Source organism: Streptomyces pathocidini, from assembly GCF_001418495.1.
Taxonomy (GTDB): domain Bacteria; phylum Actinomycetota; class Actinomycetes; order Streptomycetales; family Streptomycetaceae; genus Streptomyces; species Streptomyces pathocidini.
On record NZ_LIQY01000223.1, the window covers coordinates 1 to 7,014 of the forward strand.

At 72.4% G+C, this 7,014-nt stretch carries 7 protein-coding genes and 1 pseudogene; 3 read left to right on the forward strand and 5 right to left on the reverse strand.

Features of this window, described 5'->3' with window-relative positions; translation table 11 throughout:
* The first annotated feature begins 230 nt into the window (after positions 1–230).
* Positions 231–470 (forward strand): chaplin, encoded by a 240-nt coding sequence (locus AOK16_RS12395; RefSeq protein ID WP_055472318.1) that lies wholly within the window; start codon positions 231–233, stop codon positions 468–470.
* Positions 471–560: 90 nt separating this feature from the next.
* Here the strand turns inward: AOK16_RS12395 and AOK16_RS12400 are convergent, their stop codons facing one another.
* Positions 561–1,106, reverse strand: a complete 546-nt coding sequence (locus AOK16_RS12400) for a GNAT family N-acetyltransferase (RefSeq protein ID WP_055472322.1) — start codon at positions 1,104–1,106, stop codon at positions 561–563.
* Between the two features lie 210 nt (positions 1,107–1,316).
* Here AOK16_RS12400 and AOK16_RS12405 point away from each other — a divergent pair, with 210 nt between their 5' ends.
* Positions 1,317–1,637: a chaplin gene (locus tag AOK16_RS12405; protein WP_079101304.1), complete on the forward strand. Its 321-nt coding sequence runs from the start codon at positions 1,317–1,319 to the stop codon at positions 1,635–1,637.
* Between the two features lie 113 nt (positions 1,638–1,750).
* Here the strand turns inward: AOK16_RS12405 and AOK16_RS12410 are convergent, their stop codons facing one another.
* Entirely contained in the window at positions 1,751–2,479 is a 729-nt protein-coding gene (locus AOK16_RS12410) for a glyoxalase/bleomycin resistance/extradiol dioxygenase family protein (RefSeq protein WP_055472319.1), read from the reverse strand.
* A 132-nt stretch (positions 2,480–2,611) separates the two neighbouring features.
* On the opposite strand from AOK16_RS12410, the gene AOK16_RS12415 reads away from it, so the two are divergent.
* On the forward strand, positions 2,612–3,859 hold the full coding sequence (locus tag AOK16_RS12415) for an FUSC family protein (protein ID WP_055472320.1): 1,248 nt from the start codon (positions 2,612–2,614) through the stop codon (positions 3,857–3,859).
* Positions 3,860–3,874: 15 nt separating this feature from the next.
* Here the strand turns inward: AOK16_RS12415 and AOK16_RS12420 are convergent, their stop codons facing one another.
* The 3 genes and pseudogenes from AOK16_RS12420 to AOK16_RS28190 form a co-directional block, all read right to left on the reverse strand.
* Positions 3,875–6,265 carry a glycoside hydrolase family 65 protein gene (locus AOK16_RS12420; RefSeq protein ID WP_055472321.1) on the reverse strand — a complete coding sequence of 797 codons (2,391 nt, stop codon included), beginning with the start codon at positions 6,263–6,265 and terminating at the stop codon, positions 3,875–3,877.
* A gap of 2 nt (positions 6,266–6,267) precedes the next feature.
* On the reverse strand, positions 6,268–6,762 hold a 495-nt coding region (locus tag AOK16_RS12425; RefSeq protein WP_240483534.1), incomplete at its 5' end, for an HAD family hydrolase.
* A gap of 12 nt (positions 6,763–6,774) precedes the next feature.
* Positions 6,775–7,009: pseudogene (locus AOK16_RS28190) on the reverse strand (hydrolase); the annotation flags it as partial.
* Positions 7,010–7,014: the final 5 nt, after the last annotated feature.

Below are 7,014 nucleotides of genomic sequence, written 5' to 3' on the forward strand. Positions count from 1 at the left end.
CGCGGCGCTCGCCGCGGGGGCACTCACCGCCCGCGGCCTGGTGGTCCTGACCGCCGACAGCGCTGATCCGCACGGGAGTTCGCGGCCCGGTTCACCAGATCGGGCTAAAGACGTTCGCCGGGCACAACCCACCCGTACGTGGTGCGTTGATCAGATCCCCGGCCCCTGAACGGGCTAGGGGATTCCTTTCTGCACCGTTCAGATGCACCTTCAGAAATGAGTTTCTTGCCATGTCCCGATTCTTCAAGGCAGCCTTCCTGACCGTCGCCGCGGGCGCCCTGGTGACCGGCACCGCCGGTGCCGCCTCCGCCGACTCCGGCGCCAATGGCGCTGCCGTCAAGTCCCCCGGCGTCCTCTCCGGCAACGTCGTCCAGGTCCCCGTCCACGTCCCGGTCAACATCTGCGGCAACACCGTCAGCGTGATCGGCCTGCTGAACCCGGCCTTCGGCAACACCTGCGTCAACGCGTAACACCGCGCCCGTGGCTGTGGCGCCCGCCGTTCGTCGGCGGGCGCCACAGCCATGTTCCGGACCAGCCGTGTTCGGGCCCGTCCCCTCCGGTCACGCGTGCGTGGTGTCGGGCAGGTCGGAGGGGCGGATGCGGTACACGTTCAACCGCATCTCGTAGTACTTCGAGGTCTCCCCGACCCACTCCATGCCGATCCTGCGCGCCGTCGCCGCAGCCTTGTGGTTGTTGGGGCGGGCAACCGCGAACAGTTCGTCCACGCCCTGCCGGAACGCCCAGCGGGTGAGCGCCGCCCCGGCCTCCGTCGCGTAGCCGTGCCCCCAGGCCCCGGGCCGCAGCTGCCAACCGATCTCCAGGTCCTCCTCGTAGGGCGGGAGCATCCTGATGACCAGGCCGCCGACCAACTGCCCGTCCTCCAGCCGCTCGATGGCCCACCGGCCCGAGGGAGGCACCAGGCCCGGCTGGGCCTCCTCCCAGGCCTGGAGGACGTGGCGCATGGCCGCGAGGTCCCCCACCCGGTGCATGTCGGGCGTCAGCCAGTGCGCCACTTCCTCCGCGCCGTAGATGGCCAGTGCCTCCCGGGCGTCGGAGACAGCCCAGTCACGCACCAGGAGCCGGTCCGTGCGCAGCGCGGGTTGCATGTTCTTCACGCTAACCGGGGTGGGCGGGAGCGGCCTGTCGGAAGGGGCTGCCTGTCGAAGGGGGCGGCCGTCGGAGGGGCGGGCGGCCCGCCCACCGGCTCGTTCACCGGTTTGCCACATCGCACGTAACCCCGGTCATCGTCACGCGTTGTCGGTGTCGTTACCGTCCGCAAGCGGACGAAAGACGCTTCTGCAGAAGGAGACGACTACATGTCGCGCATCACCAAGGCCGCCGCTGTGACCGTCGCGGCGGGTGCTGTTCTCGCCGGCACCGCCGGAGTCGCCGCCGCCGACGGCGGGACGAACGCCGTCGCCGCCGGTTCGCCGGGTGTCCTGTCGGGCAACGTTGTCCAGGTTCCGGTCAATATCCCGGTCAACCTCTGCGGCAACACGATCAGCGTCATCGGAATTCTGAACCCGGCGTTCGGCAACACCTGCCTCAACGCCGACACCTACCACGACGAGAAGAAGATCGTCAAGACGTCCGAGCACAGGGACTACCACAAGAAGGACAAGAAGAAGAAGTACTGACCAGGCTGATCGCGGCCTGACGCTCAGCCACGCGCTGACATGACTGTGGCCCCCCGGGTTCGCCCGGGGGGCCACACTCGTGCATCGGCCGGGACTTCCCGCCGTCCGTGCTGTCAGGGCTTGCCCGTGGTGACCGTGAACAGGCCGCCGTGCGGGTCGCGGAGAGTGGCCGCGCGGCCGACCCGTGACCGGTCCGGCGCGGCCGTGACCGTGCCACCGGCGGCGACCGCTGCTTCGGCGGCCGCGTCGACGTCCGCCACCCGGAAGTAGACGTGCCAGCGCGGCCGGACCTGCGGGTCCGGGTCGGCCTCCACGCCCCCGCCGCGCAGCCCCGCGACCACCTGGCCGCCGGCCCGTACCATCACCGCGTCGTGCTCGTACTCGACCTCGCAGGCGTCCGGTCGGCCCGAGGCCCAGTCGAAGACCTGGCCGTAGAAGATGGCCATGGCGAAGGCGTCGCGGGTGCGCAGTTCCAGCCAGGCCGGGGCCCGGCCGCGGCCGACCTGCCAGCCCGGGACGACCGCGCCCTCCCAGAAGCCGAAGACCGCGCCCGCCGGGTCGGCCGCCAGCGCGGCACGGCCCTTGCCGATGCTCAGCGGTCCGACGGCGACCGTGGCGCCGCGCTCGCGGATCCGGGCGGCGGCGGTGTCGGCGCTGTCGACGGCGAAGTACGCGGTCCAGGAGACGGGGATGCCCATGGTGTGCGCGAGTGCCCCCATGCCCGCGACGGGCACGCCGTCGGCGAGGGCCACGGTGAACTCGGGGCCGAAGGAACCGGAACGGTAGGTCCATCCGAGCACCGCGCCGTAGAAGCTCTGCGCGCCCTCCAGGTCACGCGTCATCAAGCTCACCCAGCACGGCGCTCCGTGGACCGCGCGCGGAGAGGCCGACATGTCCGCCACTGTGCCACCCTCCCGGCGGACCCGCCCGCCGGGTGTGCCGCCGGATGCCGCCGCCGCTGTCCCGTGGGATACATGGGAACTGTGGCTGCAGATTCCATCGTCGACCTCGCCCGGAAGGTCAACGAGAAGAGCAATGAGCCGATCGTCGTGCAGACGGTGCGATGCACCGTGGGGGCAACCCTCGCCTACGCGGCGGCCGAGTGGTTCATCAACGCGGGGCCGCCGCCCCTGCTGGCGCCGCTGACGGCGCTGCTGGTCGTCCAGGTCAGCCTGTACGCGACGCTGACCACCGGCTTCCGGCGGATCAACAGCGTGATCGCGGGTGTGCTGATCGCCTCGGCCTTCTCCACCTTCGTGGGGCTCAGCTGGTGGAGCCTGGGCCTGCTCATCGGCTCCGCCCTGATACTCGGACACCTCGTGCGCGTCGACGAGTTCGTGCCCGAGGTGGCGATCAGCGCGATGCTGGTGCTCGGGGTCAGCCATGTGGCCGCGATGGCCTGGGACCGGGTGGGCGAGACCCTGATCGGGGCCGCCTGCGGCATCCTGCTCAACCTGGTGATCGCCCCGCCCGTGTACGTGGAGCCGGCGGGCCAGGCCATCGCCGAACTGGCCCGGGACATGCGGGCGCTGCTGATGCGGATGAGCCGGGAGCTGGAGGAGGGGGCGCGCCGGGAGAACGCGGTGCGCTGGCTCCACCAGGCCCGCGGTCTCGACGATGACGTGGCGGGCGTGGACGCGGCGCTGAACCGGGCCGACGAGAGCATGCGGTTCAACCCGCGGGTGCGCGAGGGCCTGCTGGCGCGGCTGGTGCTGCGCAGCGGGCTCGACACCCTCGAGATCTGCTGTGTGGTGCTGCGGACCCTGTGCCGCTCGCTGACGGATCTCTCGCACCGGCGGCGCGCGGAGCCGGTGTACGAGGGTGAGGTGGCCGGGGCGCTCAGCGAGCTGTTCACCCATCTCGCGGACGCCGTGGACAGCTTCGGCCGGCTGATCACCGCGCAGGTCAGCACCAACGCGGAGGCCGCGGAGGGGCAGCTGGCCGAGGCGCTGGAGAACGGGCGGGCGGACCGGGACCGGATCGCGGAGCTGCTGCGGATCGAGACGGAGCGGGAGCCGGACCGGTGGGAGCTGCACGGGGCGCTGCTGGCGAACGTGGATCGGATTCTCAACGAGCTGGATGTGGAGCGGCGTTCCCAGTGGCTGGCCGAGGAGCTGGACCGGCACCGGCAGGACCCGGGCAAGCCGTCGCCCACGTACCGGGTGCGCCGGGTGGTGCGGCGGGCAAAGCGCAAGGTGCGCGGGCTGGGCAAGGGGCGCTGACGCCCGTACGGGGCCCTAGGGCAGGCGCAGGGTGAAGGATTCGCCGGGGGCGACGGTGAGGGAGCGACCGGAGAGCATGACGCGGATCGGGGGTTCGCAGGAGGCGGGGACCTTGATCCGCAGGCGGCCGTGGCGCAGGCGCATGTCCACGCCCCAGTGGCCGCGGTAGCGCAGCGAGAAGCCGTATTCGGAGAGTTCGGGGAGGGGCACGGGGTCGAGCCAGACGGCGTCGTCCCGGGTCTCGAGCCCGGTGAGGCCGCGCTGTACGAGGTCGAGGGTGCCGGCCATGGCGCCCAGGTGGATGCCCTCGCCGGTGGTGCCGCCCTGGAGGTCGGCGACGTCGCCCTCCAGGGCCTCCCGTACGAACGTCCAGGCCTCGCCTCGGCGGTTGCGGGCCAGCACCCAGCCGTGGACGAAGGCGCTGAGGGTGGAGCCGTGGGAGGTGCGGTGGAGGTAGTAGTCGACCGTCCGGTGCCAGAGGTCGTCGCCGAACTCGTAGCCCAGCTGCCGGAAGAGCGCTGTCAGTTCGGCGGGCTGGAACAGGTAGCCGAGCATCAGCACGTCGGCCTGTTTGGAGGCCTGGTAGCGGTTGACCGTGTCATCCTCGGCCTCCAGGATGCGGTCCAGGCGCCGGATGTCCCCGTACCGGGCGCGGTAGCCCTCCCAGTCGAGTTCGGCGAGGTCGCCGAAGCCCTCGAACTGGCTGATGACGCCCTGGTGGAACGGTACGGTCAGCCGCCGCGAGACCTCCTCCCAGCGCTCGGGTTCGCCGTCGGCCACCCCGAGGTTCTCCAGCAGCTCCCGCCGCCGCGGCTCGGGCAGGGCGCGGACGAGGTCGAGGGTGCGGGTGAGGACCCAGGCGGCCAGCACGTTGGTGTACGCGTTGTCGTCCAGGCCCGGTTGCTCGGCGTCCGGGTAGCGCTCGTGGTACTCGTCGGGGCCGACCACGCCGTGGATGCTGTACCGGTCGCGGCCCGGGTCGTAGACGGCGCTGTCGGTCCAGAAGCGGGAGATCTGCACCAGCGTCTCGGCGCCCTTGGTCTGGAGGTACTCGGTGTCGCCGGTGGCCTCGCAGTACTGCCACACGTTGTACGCGATGGCGGAGCCGACGTGGTGCTGGAGGTGGGAGTGGTCGGGCAGCCAGCGCCCGGAGCGGGGGTTGAGGTGCAGCTGCTGGGTCTCCTCCCGGCCGTCGCTGCCGCTCTGCCACGGGTACATGGCTCCCGCGCGGCCGATCTCCCCGGCCGCCCGGCAGGCCTGGGGGAGCCGCCGGTGGCGGTAGTTGAGCAGGGCCCGGGAGACCTCGGGGAAGTGCAGGTTCAGATAGGGCAGCACGAACAGCTCGTCCCAGAAGACGTGTCCCCGGTAGGCCTCGCCGTGCAGCCCGCGGGCCGGGACTCCCACGTCCAGCTCGGCGGTGTGCGGGGACAGGGTCTGCAGGACGTGGAAGAGGTGCAGGCGCAGGATGGTGCCGGCCTCGCCGGGGACGTCCAACTCGGCCCGCCGCCACAGCTGTTCCCACGCGGCCTGCTGGGACTCCAGGAGTCCGGCGAAGCCGGGGGCGGCCGCCACGTTGTCGACGGCGGCGTCGAGCGGGTCGCTGATCGCCGGGTCGTGGGAGGTGTGCAGCGAGACGACCTTGTCGACGGTGGTGGGGGTGGCGGCGGTGACCGGGACGTGCAGGAGGTGGGTGACGCGCAGCGGGCCCAGGTGCAGCCGGGACGCGAGGGGGTCGGGGCCGGTGACGGTGGTGCGGGCGGCCATGCCGACGCGGATGTCGGAGGTGGTGGTGCGGCAGCGCAGCCAGACCGTGTCCGGCTCCATGGCGCCGGTGTGGACGTGGGTGAGGTGGTGGCCGTCCAGGTCCCGGTAGCGGTTGACGCCCGCGTTCTCCACCTCGCCGTCGAGGGCGGACTCCACCTCGATCTCCCCCGACCAGCCCTCGGGCGTGAACTCGGTGCGCAGCGCGGCCAGATGGGGGTCTCCCATGTGGACCAGGCGGACCTGGTGCACGCGCATCCGCCGGCCGTCGGCGTCCTCGTACCGGATGCGGCGGGTGAGGGTGCCGGCGTACAGGTCCAGGGTCTGGCGGTACTCCAGGAGCTCGTCGGCGTCCGCGGAGAACCAGGCGGCGGAGCCGTCCTCGGTGCGGACGCGGAAGCGCAGCGGGAGCCAGTTGGGCAGGTTGACCATGTCCTCGTTCTCGACCTCGCGCCCGGAGACCAGGGACACCAGCCGGTTGTAGCAGCCCGCGGCGTAGGTGCCGGGGTAGTGCACGTCGTCGGCGAAGGCCTCGGGGGCGGCTCCGCGGGTGGCGAAGTAGCCGTTGCCGAGCGTGCACAGGGACTCCCGCAGCCGCTCGTCGGCGGGCGCGTAGCCGGTGTACTCCCAGGTCCACTCGGGCACGGTCAACCTCCTGGGGCGGTGCGGGTGAGGAGGTCGCCGAGGTCGCCGACCACGATGTCCGCGCCGTGCTTGCGCAGGTCCTCGGAGCTGGTGGGGCCCTGGATCCGGTCGACCCCGATGACGGGTGCGAAGCCGCCGTGGCGGCCGGCCTGGACACCCGCGAGGGCGTCCTCGACGACGGCCGTGCGCTCGGCCGGGGTGCCGAGGTGGCGGGCGGCCTCCAGGAACAGGGCGGGGTGGGGTTTGCCTGGCAGGCCGAGGCGGGCGGCCTCGTTGCCGTCCACGAGGACGGCGAACCGGTCCAGCACACCGGCCGCCGAGAGCAGTTCCCGGGCGTGCCGGGAGGCGGAGACCGCGGCGCTCGGGACGCGGTGGGCGGCCAGAACGTCCAGCAGCCGCAGGGTTCCGGGGTAGGCGGCAGCGCCGTGCTCGCGCAGCCGGCGGGTGAACTCCCGCTCCTTGAGCGCGGCCACCGCGTGCACCGTGCCGGTGCCGGGNNGTGCCGGGCGGCAGGTGCAGGCCCCGGGCCGCGAGGAAGGCGGCGGCGCCGTCGAGCCTGGCCTTGCCGTCCACGTGCCGGCGGTAGTCCTCGCGCGGGTCGAAGGGGCGGCGGGCCCCGGGGTCCGGCGGCGGGTGGTCTCGCAGGCAGGCGTCGAACGCGGTCTGCCAGGCCGCGGCGTGGACACGCGCGGAGTCGGTGATGACCCCGTCGGTGTCGAAGACCACGGCGGCCGCGTCGCGCAGCGCCG

Coding starts and splice junctions, on each gene's coding strand:
- AOK16_RS12395 (WP_055472318.1), top strand. CDS start 231: ATGTCCCGATTCTTCAAGGCAGCCTTCCTGACCGTCGCCGCGGGCGCC.
- AOK16_RS12400 (WP_055472322.1), bottom strand. CDS start 1,106: ATGCAACCCGCGCTGCGCACGGACCGGCTCCTGGTGCGTGACTGGGCT.
- AOK16_RS12405 (WP_079101304.1), top strand. CDS start 1,317: ATGTCGCGCATCACCAAGGCCGCCGCTGTGACCGTCGCGGCGGGTGCT.
- AOK16_RS12410 (WP_055472319.1), bottom strand. CDS start 2,479: ATGACGCGTGACCTGGAGGGCGCGCAGAGCTTCTACGGCGCGGTGCTC.
- AOK16_RS12415 (WP_055472320.1), top strand. CDS start 2,612: ATGGGAACTGTGGCTGCAGATTCCATCGTCGACCTCGCCCGGAAGGTC.